Raw genomic sequence first — 17,135 nt, 5'->3', positions numbered from 1 at the left:
CGCCCCAGTACTCCCAGCTGTGAGTACCGGCGGACGGGAAGTTGAACACACCGTTCTTGCCGCCCGCGGCGATGTACTGCTCCTGGAACGTCTTGTTCGTCCGCAGGGTGAAGCCCTCGAGGAACTTGGCGTTGAAGTTGTCGCCTGCGACCTCGCCGTTCACGTCACCGGGCTTGCCGTTACCGCAATACACCCAGACGCGGGTGCCGTTGGCCACCAGCGTGCCGATGTTGACCATGGGGTCATTGCGCTTCCACGCCGGATCGCTCGACGGTCCCCACATGTCCTTGGACTTGTAACCGCCCGCATCACCCATCGAGGTGTTCACCAGCATCGGCCACCAGCCCTCGGAGAGGTTCAGGAAGCCGGATAGCGATGCCGCGTACTGGAACTGCTGCGGGTAGTAGATCGCCAGCGTCAGCGCGGCCGAGCCGGCCATCGACAGACCGACCGCGGCGTTGCGGTTCGGGTTCACGCCCTTGTTGGCCGCCAGGTAGGCAGGCAGCTCAGAGGTGATGAAGGTCTCCCACTTGTAGGTGGAGCAACCGGCCTTGCCGCATGCGGGTGAGTACCAGTCGCTGTAGAAGCTGGACTGGCCTCCGACCGGCATGATCGTGGAGAGGCCGGAGTCGACGTACCACTCGAACGCCGGGGTGTTGATGTCCCAGCCGTTGAAGTCGTCCTGCGCGCGCAGACCGTCGAGCAGATAGACGCCGGGGGCATTTGCGCCGCCGTTCTGGAACTGAATCTTGATGTCTTTGCCCATCCCTGCGGACGGAACCATCAGGTACTCGACCGGCAGACCCGCCCTCGAGAAAGCTCCCGCAGTCGCCGAGCCTCCGACGGCGCTGACCAGGCCAGGCAGCACGGCGGCTGCTGCAACCGCGACCGTGAGCCGGCGCGCCCAGGCGCCGCGCTTCTTCCCAACGAACTTCATGCTTCATCTATCCCATCTGTTGTATGCCGCACCCGAAATCCGAGACCCACTCGTGACGTGTGCCCGTGTAGTCAACCACACCTTGATGTGATATCTCTCTTCAGCTTCTGTCCTCCCTGGTCGCCGCCCTCAGCCGTTGAGTGTTCTGATCAGGTCTGATTTAAGGGACTGCAACTGCGCCGCCCAGTAGGGCCAGGCGTGGTTTCCCGCCGCCGGAAACTGGAACGTGGCGTTGCTGCCACCGGCTTTCATATAGGCGGCCTGGAAGTCCTTGTTGCTCGTAAAGGCGATGCCCTCCAGGCCGTCGGCATTGAGCGCCTGGGCCGGGTCAGCGCCGGCATCGAGGTTCGTGGCGCCTCCCGCCGGCGAGCCGGCAATCAGGCCCGGTGCGCAGTAGATCCATAGCCGGGTGCCGTTGGCCACTATGCGGGAAACCTGCCTGACCGGGTCATTACGCTTCCATGACGGATCCCACGGCGGGCCCCACATGTTGTCGACGTTGTAGCCGCCCGCGTCGAGCATCGCGACCCGGATCGCCTGCTGCATGAACACAGCCGACGGGTTCAAAAATCCCGAGAGGGAGGCGGCGTAGGTGAACTGGCCGGGGTGATACGCCGACAGGATCAGCGCCGCGCCCCCCGACATCGACAAGCCGACAACGCCGTTTCCCGTCGGGGACACCGCCTTGTTCGTCGACAGCCAGGCGGGCAGCTCAGCAGTAAGGAACGTCTCCCACTTATATGTATAGGTCTGGTTATTGAAGCTCGACGGTGAATACCAGTCCGTATAGAAGCTGGACTGCCCACCCACTGGCATCACGACCGAGACACCGGTGCCGTCGAACCACTCGAACGCCGGGGTGTTGATGTCCCAGCCGCTGTAGTCGTCCTGGGCGCGCAGCCCGTCGAGGAGGTAGACCGATTTCCCGCCCGCGGCGCCGGGCTGGAACTCCACGCGCACGCTGCGCCCCATCGCCGACGAGTACACGTCGAGATACTCGACCGGCAGGCCTTCACGGGAGAACGCCTGTGCGGCGGGTGGGCTGATCGCGGATGCCAACCCCGAAAGCGTCAGCATCGCGGCAAGCGCGACGAGCATGCGGCGCATCTGGTGGTCTGACCATCCGTTCATGGCTCATCGCCGCACAGCTCCGGCGGTTGTCGACTGGTTATCGCCCCGACGAGGCGTCGCGTTACGAAAGCAGAAGATGCGACCGGCTGACAAATCGCTCGAGTCAGGGACCCGTTGCGGGCAACCCGGTATAGGCGGGCACTGACGGCGGCGGTATCTCCAGACCGCACCGGATCAATTCGTACATCGGCACCCGATCGATGCGGTACTTGGTGAACTCGTACGCGTGCACCACATTTGACAGAAACCGCCGCGCGCCCAGCGGTGCCCGGATCGACGTCAGCATCGATTCGGTGGCGGGGCAGTCCAGCGCCGCCTCGGCTTGGGCGACCCAGTCACGGTCGATATACGGCGGGATGTAGGGCGGAATCTTCAGGAACGGTCCCTCCGCGACGGCCCAATCGGGAAAGAGGTTCTTGTCGTGGCCGATTCGGCCGTCCTGCAGGCGCGCCGTGTGGGCGGCCAACGGATTGGCCAGGCCGATCTGGTCGATCACCCGAACGTCAAGCCCGACGTTCATGCCGAGCATCCCGAGATTGGTGAAAAACACTGTGTGCGGGCCGATATAGGCCTTACGGATGTCTGGCGGCATATCCGGCGGCGGCGGGATTGCGGGCACGACATCCCACCGGTCGTAGTTACCCGACGGCAGCAGCAGCGCACCATCCGGGGTGTTGTCGAGCGCGGCCACCACGGCGCGCATTCGCGGGTAGTCCAGATAGTCCGCGGCAGTCAGCGGGTGGCTGCTACCGGTGGCCTGAGAGTAGAACCGCCGTTCGTCGACGATGCCCGTGTACGTCACGCGGGTGGCGTCCGACCCCATTCCCGGCGCATTGGCCGCCCACAGCGACCAGCCGACCACGGCGAGCCACAACACCGAGGTGATGCCAGCGAGTTGGTATCCGATACCGCGGCTGAACTTTTCGCCGTCCGGCAGCGGCACCGGGATCACCGCGACGGGTGCCAGCAAGCAGAACATCGGCGTCAGCAGAACCCTGCCGTGCATGAAGTCGCCGCCCTGCCGGATCCAGTAGACGGCCTGCAGCAGACCGCTGAAGACGATGAAGGCCACGACGGCGGGCGGGCTCTGCACCATGCGCGCCAGCCTGCTGTAGCCGTACGGCGTCTCGCGCCTGATCCACCACGGGCGACTGCGGGTGCTCATCAGAATGAGTCCCAGGATCGCGAGCAGCAGCGCGGGCACCCAGAGCAGGTAGGGCTCGTCGAAGTTGGTGAGGTACACCCAGCCCTGCGCCCACTTGTCGCCCGAAGCGTCCTTCGCCAAGGCCGTCTGGGGAAAGAGCAAGCCGTAGTAGCCCATCCGGAATATCTGATAGGCGACCGGAAGCAGGCCGCCCGCGGCGACGATCACCATCCGGCGTCGCCATCCGCGCGCGGCCACCAGCATCATGACCAAGGCCAGACCACCGATGAGGGCGAGCTCGGGGCGAACGAGGACGGACAGGCCGGCCAGGAAGGCCAGCGCGGCATCGAAAACCCAGCTGACCGCATTGCGCTGCGACGAGTCCTGTTGCCCGCGTAGTGCCTGCGACCAGCAGACCATCACCCACCACAGCAGGCCGAGATAGGCCAGCACCAAACCGTTTTCGAGGCCTGACGTCGCGAAGTCGCGGGCCGGCGGCACGGCGATGTAGACCAGCACGCCCGCAGGCAGCAGAAGCGCGCGACGACCCACCAGGCTGGGTGCGTACAACCGCGCGGCGCCGAGCATCAGGAAGACGACGCCCGCGACGCTGAGCACCAACGCGAGCCACAGAGTCACGTATTCGAGCTGCGTCGGGCCGCCGATCATGGCGCCGAGGTAGTTCAGGTAGGTCCACAGCGTCGAGGTATTCGATTCGACGCGCTCACCCTGGTTGAAGACTGGGCCGTTGCCTGCCAAGAGGTTTCGCACGGTGCGCAATACGATCAGGCCGTCGTCGGCGATCCAGCGCCGCTGCCATGCCCCGTAGCTGAACAGGGCTGCAGCGACAAGCACACTCAGCGAAAGGCTGACGCGCGTGGTGATGTCGTAGGGAAACGCAGCCCCGCGTCTAGCCCAGGAGAACAGCGGCACCGATGGTTCCGATCCACGCGACCGCCAGAAGTTGAAGTACCCGGTCCTTCAGCGCAATGTCCTCCGGTTCACCGGCCAGACCACCGTCGACGTCGACGGCGTAGCGCAGGATCGCGATCGTGAAGGGGATCATCGTGATCGCATACCAGGATGCGTTGGCGCCGTCACGCTCGAACGCCCACAGGCCGTAACAGACCACCATCGCAGTGGCCGACAGTGTCCAGACGAACCGGAGGTATGTCGACGTGTAACTCTCCAGCGATTTGCGGATCTTCGCCCCGGTCTTCTCCGAGAGCTGCAGTTCGGCGTAGCGCTTGCCCGCCACCATAAAGAGCGATCCGAAGGTCATCACCAGGAGGAACCATTGCGACAGAGGGATATTCGCCGCGACGCCGCCTGCGATTGCCCTGATCAGGTAGGCAGAGGAGACGATGCAGATATCGAGCACCGCCTGATGCTTGAGACCGAAACAGTAGGCCAGCTGCATGGCGATGTAGACGCCGATCACGCCCGCCAGGTTCGGCGTCGCGATGAACGAGACGGCCAGCGATGCCGCCGCGAGCACCACGGCAGTGCAGTACGCCAGCCACGCCGGGACGACGCCTGCCGCGATGGGCCGGAAGCGTTTGGTCGGATGCGCGCGGTCGGCCTCGACGTCGCGGGCGTCGTTCACCAGATAGATGGACGATGCGGCGAGCGAGAACGCCACGAACGCGATGGACACGTTGACCGCGACCTCGCGCCAGTCGTAGTTCACGTCGCTGCCGAGCGCGGCGACGGGTGCAATGAGCACCAGCAGGTTCTTCACCCATTGGCGCGGTCTGGCCGCCTTGATCAGGCCGGTGACGACATTGCTTGGTGGACCTTTCACCGGTGCCGGTTCTTCAGTCATCTTCGCCGCCCTGGATGCACTGCTTTCACTTGAGATGCTCATGAGTCTCCTTCGGCCCGGTCCGCTGCGACGAGCGCCACCACCTTCGCCACGGCCGCGCCGACCGCCACACCGGTGATCACATCACTGGGATAGTGCACGCCAAGCACCAACCGGGACAACGCCATTGGCGGTACCAGTAGCGCAGGCAACGGCAGGCCCGTCACGCGGGCCATCAGCACCGATGCGGCGGTCGTCGAGGTGGCATGCGCCGAGGGAAAGCTGAGCCTGCTCGGGGTGCCGACGTTGACGACGACGCTCGGATGATGCGGACGCTCGCGTCGCACCACCCGTTTGATGACGACGGCGGCGGCGTGCGCCGCAAACGCCCCGAACCCAACGGCCAGCCACGCCCGACGCCTCGCAGGTGCAAGCAGCGCGCCGAGCGCCGAGATCACCAGCCAGCCGATGCTGTGCTCGCCGAAGTGCGAGAGGCTGCGCGCAACCGCGAGCACGCCCGGCCGGTCGGCTAGTGCCGACTGAACGGCCACCAGCGCGGCGTCCTCACCGCGCGGGCGCTCAGCCATCTGCGGGTGCTTCCAGGAAGACGGCTTCCCACTGCTGGACACCGGACAGCGCGGGGAGCGCGTCGCGATACGCCTTGCGCATGTCGTCGAAGCGACGCCGCAGCTGGCGCTGGCGCCGAAGCGACGCCCGCAACAACGCCAACATCTTGGCCCGGTCACGCTGGCGGTAGACCACTCCACGGCTGTCGGCGGTGGTGACGGTGACCCCGTCGACGGTGCACAACAGAAACCAACGCGAGTCCTGGGTGGGGACGTTCAGCTGCGGCCGCTCGTGGTGTGCGGGGTCCGCCTTGGTGAAGTTGTGCAGAACGCCACGTACCAGCCGAATCGCCTTGCCCGGCGGCGTTTTCGGCTCTCCGACGGGACCCACCATCCCCGACGGCGGTGGCAACTGGGTGGCCGACGGCAGGATCACCGCGTCCGGGTATTCCCTGCGGAGGCGGTGCACCTCGGGAAGAGCCGACTCCAGGATGGAGAAGATGTGCTCGGGTCCGGCGAGGAAGTCGTCCATCGCCTTGTTCTGGATGGCCACAGTCGAATACTCGAGGCAGAGAAGGTGTTTCAGCGTCGCCTTCAGATGGCTGCGGACCAGGCCACGCACGTCGCCGTCCCAGTGCAGCGCCGCGACGACCAGTCGGTTCCGCAGGTGGAAGTAGGCCTGCCAGTCGATTGCGTCGTCCTTGTCGCTCCAGGCCATGTGCCAGATCGCGGTGCCCGGCATGGTGACCGTCGGGTAGCCGTGCTCGGCGGCGCGCAGGCCGTAGTCGGCATCATCCCACTTGATGAACAGGGGCAACGGCTGACCAAGCTCGTCGGCGACCGCGCGCGGGATCATGCACATCCACCAGCCGTTGTAGTCGACGTCTATTCGGCGGTGCAGCAGCTTGGAGTCAGAGTACCGGTCGTTCAACGGATATCGCGCGAAGTCGTGGTCGTACTTGGTGTTTGGCGCGTTGGTCCACATGAAGTCGCCGCGGCCGACCACCTCGCCCATCACGTGAAGGTGTGCCGGATCCTGAAGGTTGAGCATCTGACCACCGACGAGCATCGGCGTCTTGGCGAACCGGCTCATCGCCAGCGCCCGAAGGATCGAGTCCGGCTCGACTCGGATGTCGTCGTCCATGAACAGGATCTGCTGACAGTCGGTGTTCTTCAGCGCCTCGTACATGACTCGGCTGTAGCCGCCGGAACCACCGAGGTTGGGTTGGTCGTGGATCGACAGCCGATTTCCCAGCGGCGCGGCGGCCTCGGCGAACTCCGGGTGATCCCGCAGCTTGTTGCGGCCCTGATCCGGCACGATGACGGCGCCGATCACCTTGTCCACCAACGGGTCCGACGTCAGTGCACGAAGTGTCTCGACGCAGTCGTCAGGCCGGTTGAATGTCGGCATGCCCACCGCGATGTTCGCCGTGCCCGGTGCGGGCGAAGGTGCGTACCAGCCTGCGTCCTGCAGGGTCACCGGGGTGTCGCTGGTGATGTCGAACCAGATCCAGCCGCCGTCCTCGAAGGGCTCTAGGCCGATTTCGAACTCGAGCGCCGAGGGCCGCTCACCGTCATGGTGAAACGGCCTGCCCTCCACGAAGATCCGAGCGCCGGTGGCCTTGCTTCGATACACGTCGACCCGACCGGTCCCGGTCAGCTCTACACGCAGCACCACCGACTGCAGAATCGACCAGCGCCGCCAGTAGCTCGCCGGAAAGGCGTTGAAGTAGGTCGAGAACGACACCTCCGACTCGGCGCCGATCTGCAGCGTGGTCCTGGTCGCGGAATGGGCGCGGCGGGCGTTGGTGTTCGACTCTTCGATGTACAGCTTGCGAACATCGAGCGGTTCGCCGGGGCGCGGCAGGATGATGCGGGAAAGCAGGCTGACCGCGGCTGCGCTCATGCCTCGGCTCCCGGTCATTCCGCACCGCTCTCGCGCAGCGGTGCGCCGTCGCGCAGGTGCGGAGCGAGGATGTTGTCGTACATGTTCAGCGCGCTGGCGATCGCCATGTGCATGTCGAGGTACTGGTATGTGCCCAGCCGGCCGCCGAACAGCACACCGGCACCGGTGGTTTCGGCCTTGGCCCTGGCACGGTAGGAGGCCAACAGCGCGCGATCGCTCTCGGTGTTGATCGGGTAGTACGGCTCGTCTTCGTCGTCGGCGAACCGCGAGTACTCCCGCATGATCACGGTCTTGTCTGTCGGGTAGTCGCGTTCCGGATGGAAATGCCGGAACTCGTGGATTCGGGTGTACGCGACGTCCAGATCGTTGTAGTTCATCACCGGCGTGCCCTGGAAATCACCGGTCGGCAGTACTTCCAATTCGAAATCCAATGTGCGCCAGCCCAATCGGCCATCGGCATAGTCGAAGTAGCGGTCCAGCGGCCCGGTGTACACGACGGGTGCGTCCGGGTTCTCGGCGCGCAGCGCGTCACGCACGTCGAACCAGTCGGTGTCCAGCCGCACCTCGATGCGGTCGTCGGCGGCCATGTTGGTCAGCCACGCGGTGTAGCCGTCGACCGGCAGACCCTCGTAGGTGTCGTTGAAGTAGCGGTTGTTGAAGTTGTAGCGCACCGGCAGCCTGGCGATGTTGGCGGCGGGCAGCTCCGTCGGGTCGGTCTGCCACTGCTTGGCCGTATAACCCTTGACGAACGCCTCGTACAGCGGCCGGCCTATCAACGAGATGGCCTTCTCCTCGAGATTGCGCGCCTCGGCGGTGTCGATCTCGGCGGACTGCTCTCTGATCAGTTGCCTGGCCGCGTCCGGCGTGAAGTACTTGCCGAAGAACTGCGCCACCAGGCCGAGTCCCATCGGGAACTGGTAGGCCTGGCCGTTGTGCATGGCGAAGACGCGGTGCTGGTAGTCGGTGAACTCGGTGAACTGCCGCACGTAGTCCCACACCCTCTTATTGGAGGTGTGAAACAGGTGTGCGCCGTAGCGGTGCACCTCGATACCGGTCTGCGGCTCCGGTTCGGAGTAGGCGTTGCCGCCGATGTGCGGGCGCCGGTCCAGCACCAGGACTCGCTTGTCCAGCTGGGTCGCCACGCGCTCGGCAATCGTCAGGCCGAAAAAACCGGAACCGACGACAAAGAGGTCAAAACGAGCGGTCATCGGCAGCCAGGGTATCGGACCGGGCTCCGCCTGCCCGAATCCCAGACTGGCTCAAGGTCTCCATTCGCTCACAATTGCATCTCGTCACTTCAGACACAGCAGTCACATCCGTAACATCGTTCACGTAGCACCCAGCTGTACGTAGTCCACATATTGAGGAGACTTCCCGTGCCTAACCGACGTCGACGCAGGCTCTCGACAGCCACGAGTGCGGTCGCCGCCCTGGCCGTCGTGAGTCCATTCGCCATTTCTGCCATTTCCGACATGACCAAGCCCGCGCCACAACCCCGCGAGTTCCGCTCTGCCGCCATGGTCACCGATCTACCCAATGAGCTTATGGGGGCGCTGTCCCAGGGTCTGTCGCAGTTCGGCATCAACTTGCCTGCCATGCCCAGCGGTCTGACCGGCGCAGGTGCCGGTACAGGTACAGGTACAGCCATGCCGACAACGTTGACCGCCCCGGGCGCGCTCGCGTCGCCGGGTCTGACGTCTCCTGCCCTGACGCCCGGCCTCACCAGTCCCGCGCTCACCCCAGGCCTGACCACGCCGGCCCTGGGCACCGACCCGGCGGCAGCCCTTGCCGATCCGGCACTGGCCAACCCGGGGCTGACCAACCCGACGCTCCCGACGCCGGGAGGCCCGGCGGGGATGCCCGGGCTGGCGGCCGACGCCGCGACGGCGGCGAACCCTGCCCTGAATCCCGCGCTGACCAGCCCGACGGGGGCACTTCCCGGCGGTCTGACGACGCCCCCGGTCACCGGTCTCGACCCGGCCCTGGCGACGACGCCGATCAGCAACGCCGCGGGCCTGCCCGCTCCCGGCGAGGTGCCGATCTCCGCGCCGATCGGGCTCGATCCCGCCGCAGGCACCTACCCGATCCTGGGCGGCGACCCCGGACTCGGCCTGGGCTCCATGCCGGCGGCGAGCACCGGCGGCGGCGGCGGCATCTTCAGCGAACTGAGCAGCGCGGCACAGCAATTGGGTGCCGGCCAGGCGATCGACCTGCTCAAGGGTGTTGTGATGCCGATGATCACCTCGGCGATGAAGCCCGGCGCGATCGCACCCCCGGTGCCTGCGCCGCCACCACCACCGGCCCCCGCCGGATAGTCCTGCCCCCTAGACGGCGCCGCAGAGCCAAGTGGCGGGTTCTGCGGCGCCGTTGCAGGCATATTCACAGATAAGAGTGCAGTTCGGCCGTGTCGAAACACTGGTAACAACTGACTCATACGTAACATCAGTCCGTGCTGTCCCGCCGACACCCGATGCTGTTCACCGCGATTGCGGGCACTGTGGTGATCCTCCCGTGGGCACTTCCGAGCACTCCCTTCGACGAGGGCCGTCGGCCGCTCGCCGAGCAGACCCAGCTGGCGCAGCAGCCGCTCACGGGTCTCGGCGGCGGCGAGACGATCCGGGAAATCCACCAGGACACGCCGTTCTCCCTTGTCGCATTGACCGCAACTGACCTCAGTACCACCTCGGCACGGGTTCGGGCCAAGACGCCAGACGGCTCGTGGGGCCCTTGGTATGCCGCCGATAACCTCGACGGTGTCGGCGACGGCGCCACCGCACCCCGCGGCACAGAGCCGGTCTTCGTCGGCCTGACCACCACTGTGCAGATCTCGGTGACCCGGCCCGGCGGCACAACCGCGTCGGCCCCCCAGAATCAGGTGGCGACCGCACCGGCCAAGCCGGACCTCGGCTATATCCCCGCCAATACCGGCCAGCCGTTCGGGCAGAACGTGAACGCGGTGCTGATCAGCCCGCCGCAGTCACCGATGGGTGACCTGCCACTGCCCAACGCGGTGACGCCGCCGGGCCAGCCGCCCGCCGTCATCACCCGCGCCCAGTGGGGCGCCGATGAATCGATGAAGTGCCCGAACACGGTGTATGACAACGGTGTACGCGCCGGGATCGTCCATCACACCGCCGGCAGCAACGACTACGGGCCGCAGGACTCCGCGGCGATCGTGCGCTCGATCTACGCGTATCACACCCGAACACTGGGCTGGTGCGACATCGCCTACAACGCGTTGGTCGACAAGTACGGACAGGTATTCGAGGGCCGAGCAGGCGGCATGGACAGACCGGTCGAGGGCGCCCACACCGGTGGCTTCAACAAGAACACCTGGGCGGTGGCGATGCTCGGCAACTTCGATGTGGAGCCGCCGACACCCATCCTGATACGCACCGTCGGTCGGCTACTCGGCTGGCGGCTGGGCCTGGCTCACGTCGATCCGAGGGGCACGGTCGTCCTCAGCTCCGACGGCGGCTCGTTCACCCACTTCCCACGCGGCGCCACCCCGACCCTGCCGTCGATCTTCACCCATCGCGACGTCGGCATCACGGAGTGTCCGGGCAACGCCGCATACGCGGTGATGGATCAGATCCGCGACATCGCGGCGCGGTTCAACGAACCGCTCCCGCCGCCGAGCCTGACCGACCAGCTACGCGGCGGCGCCATCCTGGCCAAGTGGGAGACCATGGGCAAAGACAACAGCCCGCTCGGCGCACCGCGATCACCGGAGGCGGCAGGTGAAGGCAGCGCCCGCTACGCCACCTTCGACAAGGGCGCGGTCTACTGGTCCCCGGAGAGCGGAGCCGAACCCCTGACCGGAGTCATCTACGACGCGTGGGCGTCACTCGGCTACGAACGCGGCGCACTCGGCCTGCCGACCAGCGGTGAAATTCAGGAACCACAGTGGATCGTGCAGAACTTCCAGCACGGCACGCTGAATTTCGATCGCGAAAACGGCACGGTGACAAGGGTCATCGACGGCGTACCCGAAGAGCTGCCACCGCCTTCTGCTGACGGGCCGCCCGTGCAACTCGAGCGCATCAAACCGATCGACCCGAGCTGATCTAGAGCCACCAGCGTTCCAGCACGCGGGCCAGGCCGTCGTCGGTGTTCGGCGCCGTGACCTCGTCAGCAGCCTCGACCGCCTCCGGATGGGCATTGCCCATCGCCACACCGAGGCCGGCCCACCGAAGCAGCGGGATGTCGTTGGGCATGTCGCCGAACGCCACCACGTCGGAGGCAGTGATCTCGTAGGGCCGTGCCACCTCTTCGACACCGGTGGCCTTGCTGATGCCGAGCGGTACCACCTCGATGAGTCCGTTGTTCGTCGAGTAGGTGATATCACCTTGGCGCCCAACATGTTTGATGAGCTCGGCAGCCATGTCGGAGCTGCGTGCGCCGGACTTGCGGATCAGCAGCTTGATGGCCGGCGCACCGAGCAGGTCCTCCACCGACACCTCCGTGTTGTCCGGGTTGAGCCAGGCGTGTTCATAACCCGGCGAGCTGACGAACTGCGGGGTGGCCGCGTCGTGTGCGCTGCGACCCACCCGTTCCACCGCGAGGCCCGCGCCCGGGATCACGCGGGTCGCGATCTCGGCGAGCTCCCCAAGCTGGTCTGCCGACAACGTCCGCGCCGAAAGGATGTGGTCGGTGGCCGGGTCGTAGATCACCGCGCCGTTCGCACACACCGCCATCGGCGCGAAGCCGAGCGCATCAACCACGGGTTCGACCCATCGTGGCGGACGGCCGGTCGCCAACACGAACAGGGCGCCGGCATCGACCGCGGCGCGCACGGCGGTGCGGGTTCGCGGGCTGATTTCCTCGTCGGCGTCGAGCAGCGTGCCGTCGACGTCGCTCGCGATCAGTGCGGGCAGGGTCACTTACTCTGTCGCTCTGCTTGCTTGCGGGCGCGCTCGGCCAGTTCCCTTTCGTCGAGCACCTTCGCCTCGGCCATCGTCGGCGCCGAACCGCCCATCCGCCGGGGCACCCAATACGCCCCCTCAGGATGCTCGTAGCTCTGCTGAACGCCGTGCAGAAGGGTCGTCATCGCTACCCGCATCGCCGCGTCCGTACGTTCGACGGTTTCGGCGGGGGCCACGGGCTCACCGACCTTGGCGATGATCGGGATCTTCGCGCGACCGAGCTTGCGGGGATGGTCCTTGGTCCAGCGCCGCTGCGCACCCCAGACGATCAGCGGGATGATCGGCACCTGCGCCTCGACCGCCATGCGCGCCGCACCCGTCTTGAACTCCTTGAGCTCGAAGCTGCGGCTGATGGTCGCCTCCGGATACACGGCGACGAGCTCGCCCGCTCGCAACCGCTCCACCGCCACACCGTATGCGCCTGCACCCGCTCTCCGGTCCACGGGGATCGTTCCCGTGTGTCTGATCAGGAAGTTGACGATCTTCACCTCCGTCATCTCCTGCTTGATCATGAAGCGCAGCCGTCGGCGCCTCTTGTACGCCGCAAGAGCTGCCGGCAGCCAGTCGATGTAGCTGGTGTGGTTGATGGCGATGACGGCCCCGCCGCGTTCCGGGATGTTTTCCAAACCGAGATAGGTGATACGACTCCCGGACAGAGCCACACCGGTCGAGCAGGCGATCTCCAGCGTGCGGAAAACTGGTTCCATCGGCGCTACTCCGGCGTCCCCGCCTGCCCCCGCTCTTCGCGGCGCGCAGCTTTTTCGACGGCCTCGTCGGCGTCCATCTGGTTGGCCTCGGCCAGCGTCGGTGCCCCGCCGCCGAGCCGGTGAGGTACCCAGAACTCGCCTGCCGGATACGGCCCGTAATCGTCTTGCACCTGGTCCAGCAGGTGTTGCATGCGCGAATGCAGTAAAGCCGTCAGCTCGGTTGCCGGCAGGGTCGGCGGGATCGGCTCGCCGACGGCCACCGAGATCGGAACCTTGGGCCGCCACATGTTTTTCGGATGTCCCTTGGTCCAGATCCGCTGTGCGCCCCAGACGATGTGCGGCACGATCGGCACGTCCGCGGCGATCGCCATCCTGGCCGCGCCCGACTTGAACTGCTTGATCTCGAAGCTGCGGCTGATGGTGGCCTCCGGATAGACGCCGACCAGCTCGCCCTCCTTGAGCCGCGCGCAGGCCTGAGCGAAGGATTCCGCGCCGCTGGCGCGATCGACCTCGATGTGCCGCAGGCTGCGCATGATCGGGCCGGTGATCGCGTGGTCGAAGACCTCTTTCTTGGCCATGAACCGCACCTTGCGCCCGCGCTTCTGCTTGTAGGCGGGCAGGCCTGCGAAGGTGAAGTCGAAGTAGCCGGTGTGGTTGATCGCCACCACGGCGCCGCCGGTCACCGGCAGGTTCTCCACCCCCGTAACCGTGAACGTCAGCCCCTGCAACCGCCAGGCCAGGCGGGCGAGTTGGATGACGGTGCCGTAGACGGGTTCCACATCTGGCAGCCTAGCGTCGTGACGTTCCCAACCGAACGCATCGCCTACTACCGCCGCAGCTGGGACTAAACTCAGCCCTCGAGTCCCTACATTTTCAGAAAGGCGATACGTGCAGGTCACCAGCGTCGGCCACGCCGGTTTTCGCATCGACACCAAGGCCGGAAGCATCCTGTGCGACCCGTGGGTGAACCCGGCGTACTTCGCGTCGTGGTTCCCGTTCCCTGATAACAGCGGGCTGGACTGGGACGCCCTCGGCGACTGCGACTACCTGTACGTCTCGCATCTGCACTCCGACCATTTCGACCCGAAGAACCTGCGTGACCACGTCAACAAGGACGCGGTGGTGCTGCTGCCCGACTTCCCGGTGCCCGACCTGCAGCGCGCGCTCGAAAAGCTCGGCTTCCATCGCTTCTTCTCCACGACCGATTCCGTCAAGCACACGGTTACCGGGCCGAAGGGCGATCTCGACGTGATGATCATCGCGTTGCGCGCCCCCGCCGACGGCCCCATCGGCGACTCCGGCCTGGTGGTGGACGACGGAGAAACGGTGGCGTTCAACATGAACGACGCGCGGCCCGTCGACCTCGACGTCGTGCACGCGGACTTCGGCCAGGTGGATGTGCACATGCTGCAGTACTCGGGTGCGATCTGGTATCCGATGGTCTACGACATGCCTGCACGGGCCAAGGAGGCTTTCGGCACCCAGAAGCGGCAGCGCCAGATGGACCGTTGTCGCCAATACATCGGTCAGGTGGGCGCCACCTGGGTCGTTCCTTCTGCCGGCCCCCCGTGCTTTCTTGATCCAGAACTGCGCGACCTCAACGACGACCACGGCGACCCGGCCAACATCTTCCCCGACCAGATGGTGTTCCTCGACCAGATGCGCATGCACGGCCACGACGGCGGGCTGCTGCTCATCCCCGGTTCGACCGCCGATTTCACCGGCTCGCAATGTAACTCGGTGTGCCATCCCTTGCCCGACGCCGAGGTCGAGGCGATCTTCACCACCGGCAAGGCGGACTACATCGCCGATTACGCCGACCGGATGGCGCCGGTACTGGCAGCCGAGAAGGCCCGCTGGGCACCCGCGGAGGGCGACTCCCTGCTGGAGCAGCTGCGTGCGCGGTTCGAGTCGATCATGAGCCAGAGTGACCAGATCTGCGATGGCATCGGCTACCCTGTCGAGCTGCGGCTAGGGGCGGAGACGGTCGTGTTGGATTTCCCGAAACGCGCTGTGCGCGAACCGATTCAGGACGAGAAGTTTCGCTACGGATTCGCCATCGCACCGGAGCTGGTTCGCACGGTGCTTCGCGACGAAGAGCCCGACTGGGTCAACACGATCTTCCTGTCCACCCGCTTCGCGGCGTGGCGGGTCGGTGGTTACAACGAGTATCTGTACACCTTCTTCAAGTGCCTGACCGATGAACGCATCGCGTACGCCGACGGCTGGTTCGCCGAGGCGCACGACGACTCGGCCTCGATCGAGCTGGACGCCTACCGGATACAGCGCCGCTGTCCGCACCTCAAGGCCGACCTGTCCAAGTTCGGTGTGGTCGAGGGGTCGACCCTGACGTGCAATCTGCATGGCTGGCAATGGAATCTGGACACAGGCCGGTGCCTGACGTCCAAGGGCCACGAGTTGCGCAGCGAGCGGCTGTGAGCGCCGCACCAGAGCAGTACTACGACGACGGCCTCATCCAACTCGACCAGCAGGCGCTCACGTTGCGGCGGTACCACTTTCCGTCGGGGACGTCGAAAATCATTCCGCTGCGGGCTATCCGCGGCTACAAGGCCGAACCACTCGGGATGCTCACCCAGCGCTTCCGCATCTGGGGCAGCTCGGACCTGCGCCGCTGGCTGCCGTTGGACGTGTGGCGGCCAACCAAATCCACATTGGTGACACTCGACGTGGCCGGGGCGCGGCCGAGGCCGGCGTTCACACCACAGCGGCCCAAGGAGTTCCTCGCCAAACTCGACGAGTTGCTCGAGCGCTAACGGGACCGGCGCGCCCGGTTGCGGATCTTCGAAACCGCTTTTGCTGCGCCCAATCCGCTGAGCAACCACGGTCCTGAAACCAACACGGGATCCATCCAGCTGTGTGCCCGGTCGATCCGGTTCGGTTGACTGCGGGCTTTCCAGCCCTTGTAGGTGAACTCCGACCTGATTCCACTTTCGGTGATCGGGTTGTCGGGTCGAAGAGTGATCAGCGATTGCAGGTGATGCTCGGTGGCGTCGACGCGGTCAGCCAGAAGGAGCAGCAGCCAGTGCGCCGCACGGCCCTCGCTGAACGAGCGGTAGGCGTACCGGCGAATCGCACCCGAGAGCCCGCGCGGCGGGGTGGATGTGCCGAACACCGGAGTGAGAGACTCGTGTTCGATCGAGCGTTCGCGAGGCCACTTCTCCGGCTGTCGGTCCGGGAAGTCCCAGTGTGCGCCGGTGTCAACGGCTTTCAGCTTGGGCACCGACGGGCGGTCAGCAGGGTCGAGGTCGGCGCCCCAACCGGGGATCCGAGCGCGAAGGTCATCTGAGGACGGAACGGGAGGATGGTCAGCGGTGTAGGTCATGGTCTTCCTGTCAGGCGGCGGCCGGCACGATCACCGGTTTGATGCAGTCGTCGAGCTTGCCCGAGAAGATGTGGTAGCCCTCTGAAATGTGTTCCAGCGGAATGCGATGCGTGATGATGTCGCTTGGTTTGAGGTAGCCGTTCTGGATGTGGGAGAACAGTCGGGGCCACTGCCTCTTGACCGGGCACTGGTTCATCCGCAGCGTGAGGCCTTTGTTCATCGCGTCGCCGAACTTCACCGCACTGAACATCGGCCCGTAAGCACCCATCACCGAGACCGTGCCACCCTTGCGCACGGAGTCGATGGCCCAGTTCAGCGCGATCGGCGAACCGCCCTGCAGTTTGAGCTTCGCGGCCGTGACGTGCTGCAGGAAGTTGCCGTCGGCCTCGGCGCCGACAGCGTCGATGACGACATCGGCACCCAGGTAGCCGGTCGTCTTCTTCATCTCGACGACGATGTCGTCGTGTTCGGCGAAGTTGACAGTCTCCGCGTGGGCGAACGTGCGGGCCTTCTCGAGCCGGTAGTCCAGATAGTCGATGACGATCACCCGGCCCGCGCCCATCAGCCACGCGGACTTCGCGGCGTAGAGGCCGACCGGTCCGGCGCCGAACACGGCGACGACGTCACCTTCGACGATATCGCCCAACTGGGCGCCGAAGTATCCGGTCGCCA

The 17,135-nt window shown here is 65.8% G+C and carries 16 protein-coding genes; 4 read left to right on the top strand and 12 right to left on the bottom strand.

Annotated features, from left to right (window positions below):
* The 7 genes from QOJ24_RS21380 to glf form a co-directional block, all read right to left on the bottom strand.
* A partial coding sequence (locus QOJ24_RS21380; RefSeq protein ID WP_526264893.1) for an alpha/beta hydrolase occupies window positions 1-937 on the bottom strand: 937 nt, incomplete at its 3' end.
* Window positions 938-1,066: 129 nt separating this feature from the next.
* Window positions 1,067-2,068, bottom strand: coding sequence for an alpha/beta hydrolase (locus QOJ24_RS21375; RefSeq protein WP_526264891.1), 1,002 nt, complete (start codon window positions 2,066-2,068; stop codon window positions 1,067-1,069).
* Between the two features lie 103 nt (window positions 2,069-2,171).
* Window positions 2,172-4,145: a terminal beta-(1->2)-arabinofuranosyltransferase gene (gene aftB / locus QOJ24_RS21370; RefSeq protein WP_526264889.1), complete on the bottom strand. Its 1,974-nt coding sequence runs from the start codon at window positions 4,143-4,145 to the stop codon at window positions 2,172-2,174.
* On the bottom strand, window positions 4,123-5,037 hold the full coding sequence (locus tag QOJ24_RS21365) for a decaprenyl-phosphate phosphoribosyltransferase (protein WP_526264887.1): 915 nt from the start codon (window positions 5,035-5,037) through the stop codon (window positions 4,123-4,125). The genes aftB and QOJ24_RS21365 overlap by 23 nt, the downstream gene beginning before the upstream one ends.
* Before the next feature lie 38 nt (window positions 5,038-5,075).
* A complete protein-coding gene (locus QOJ24_RS21360) occupies window positions 5,076-5,603 on the bottom strand; it encodes a phosphatase PAP2 family protein (RefSeq protein WP_526264885.1) in 528 nt (175 codons plus the stop codon).
* Entirely contained in the window at window positions 5,596-7,488 is a 1,893-nt protein-coding gene (locus QOJ24_RS21355; protein WP_526264895.1) for a glycosyltransferase family 2 protein, read from the bottom strand. The genes QOJ24_RS21360 and QOJ24_RS21355 overlap by 8 nt, the downstream gene beginning before the upstream one ends.
* A gap of 14 nt (window positions 7,489-7,502) precedes the next feature.
* The gene (glf, locus tag QOJ24_RS21350) at window positions 7,503-8,696 is read right to left on the bottom strand and encodes a UDP-galactopyranose mutase (RefSeq protein WP_526264883.1); all 1,194 of its coding nucleotides are present in this window, start codon (window positions 8,694-8,696) and stop codon (window positions 7,503-7,505) included.
* 168 nt (window positions 8,697-8,864) lie between these two features.
* Between glf and QOJ24_RS21345 the strand changes: the two genes are divergently transcribed.
* Both QOJ24_RS21345 and QOJ24_RS21340 read left to right on the top strand, forming a co-directional pair.
* Entirely contained in the window at window positions 8,865-9,803 is a 939-nt protein-coding gene (locus tag QOJ24_RS21345) for a hypothetical protein (RefSeq protein ID WP_526264881.1), read from the top strand.
* 134 nt (window positions 9,804-9,937) lie between these two features.
* Window positions 9,938-11,554 carry an N-acetylmuramoyl-L-alanine amidase gene (locus QOJ24_RS21340; protein WP_526264879.1) on the top strand — a complete coding sequence of 539 codons (1,617 nt, stop codon included), beginning with the start codon at window positions 9,938-9,940 and terminating at the stop codon, window positions 11,552-11,554.
* A 1-nt stretch (window position 11,555) separates the two neighbouring features.
* On the opposite strand, the gene QOJ24_RS21335 is transcribed toward QOJ24_RS21340, so the two are convergent.
* The 3 genes from QOJ24_RS21335 to QOJ24_RS21325 are packed head-to-tail and all read right to left on the bottom strand — an operon-like array spanning window position 11,556 to window position 13,899.
* Entirely contained in the window at window positions 11,556-12,371 is an 816-nt protein-coding gene (locus QOJ24_RS21335) for a Cof-type HAD-IIB family hydrolase (protein ID WP_526264877.1), read from the bottom strand.
* Window positions 12,368-13,120, bottom strand: a complete 753-nt coding sequence (locus tag QOJ24_RS21330) for a lysophospholipid acyltransferase family protein (protein ID WP_526264875.1) — start codon at window positions 13,118-13,120, stop codon at window positions 12,368-12,370. Before QOJ24_RS21330 ends, QOJ24_RS21335 begins: the two co-directional genes overlap by 4 nt.
* 5 nt (window positions 13,121-13,125) lie before the next feature.
* The gene (locus QOJ24_RS21325; RefSeq protein ID WP_526264873.1) at window positions 13,126-13,899 is read right to left on the bottom strand and encodes a lysophospholipid acyltransferase family protein; all 774 of its coding nucleotides are present in this window, start codon (window positions 13,897-13,899) and stop codon (window positions 13,126-13,128) included.
* Window positions 13,900-14,008: 109 nt separating this feature from the next.
* Here QOJ24_RS21325 and QOJ24_RS21320 point away from each other — a divergent pair, with 109 nt between their 5' ends.
* Both QOJ24_RS21320 and QOJ24_RS21315 read left to right on the top strand, forming a co-directional pair.
* The gene (locus tag QOJ24_RS21320) at window positions 14,009-15,559 is read left to right on the top strand and encodes a Rieske 2Fe-2S domain-containing protein (RefSeq protein ID WP_526264871.1); all 1,551 of its coding nucleotides are present in this window, start codon (window positions 14,009-14,011) and stop codon (window positions 15,557-15,559) included.
* Complete coding sequence (locus QOJ24_RS21315; protein ID WP_526264869.1) at window positions 15,556-15,894, top strand: hypothetical protein; 339 nt, start codon at window positions 15,556-15,558, stop codon at window positions 15,892-15,894. The genes QOJ24_RS21320 and QOJ24_RS21315 overlap by 4 nt, the downstream gene beginning before the upstream one ends.
* Here the strand turns inward: QOJ24_RS21315 and QOJ24_RS21310 are convergent.
* Together QOJ24_RS21310 and QOJ24_RS21305 are read right to left on the bottom strand one after the other, a co-directional pair.
* Entirely contained in the window at window positions 15,891-16,463 is a 573-nt protein-coding gene (locus QOJ24_RS21310; protein WP_526264868.1) for a hypothetical protein, read from the bottom strand. The genes QOJ24_RS21315 and QOJ24_RS21310 overlap by 4 nt on opposite strands.
* Before the next feature lie 10 nt (window positions 16,464-16,473).
* Window positions 16,474-17,135: zinc-binding dehydrogenase (locus tag QOJ24_RS21305; protein ID WP_526264866.1), on the bottom strand; the 662-nt coding region annotated here is incomplete at its 5' end.

Source organism: Mycobacterium sp. (assembly GCF_032159775.1).
In the GTDB taxonomy this organism is placed as follows: Bacteria; Actinomycetota; Actinomycetes; order Mycobacteriales; family Mycobacteriaceae; genus Mycobacterium.
Note: the sequence above shows the minus strand (reverse complement) of the source record. Positions and strands in the feature narration are given on the sequence as shown.